This is a genomic window from Chromohalobacter sp. HP20-39, from assembly GCF_033052815.1.
In the GTDB taxonomy this organism is placed as follows: Bacteria; Pseudomonadota; Gammaproteobacteria; order Pseudomonadales; family Halomonadaceae; genus Chromohalobacter.
In genome coordinates this window covers 1-311 of the sequence record NZ_JAWHTP010000425.1, presented here as the reverse complement: position 1 = coordinate 311, position 311 = coordinate 1, and the positions used below count along the sequence as shown (strand labels likewise).

General features: G+C 57.9%; 1 protein-coding gene. It reads left to right on the top strand.

What is annotated here, in order from left to right:
• Positions 1-219 (top strand): hypothetical protein (locus RVY79_RS18660; RefSeq protein ID WP_317466040.1); only part of this gene is annotated, 219 nt, incomplete at its 5' end.
• Positions 220-311 lie beyond the last annotated feature (92 nt).

Here is a 311-nt window from a genome sequence, read left to right as displayed (position 1 = left end):
CCGCCACACTGGGACGAACCACTCTCGCCGCTGTGTGAACACGGCAACGGCTATAGCTGCAAGCATTGCCGCGAAGTGCTTCCTTTCCCGACAGAGCCGTTGCCTCACCAGACCGGGCATCGCCCCAGCGGGAGCAAGCACATTCGCAAGGTGGCGGCCTACAGGACCAGTGATAAGTGCGAAGGAAAGACGCCGGCACCGCGCGGGCTGACGAAATAGGACAACGACGATGAATGCAAAATATGCGCTGCCGGGGTTAGTTGATGCGGTTGGTAGTCTTTTGTGGATGCAGGTTGATCGCTATTCGTTTA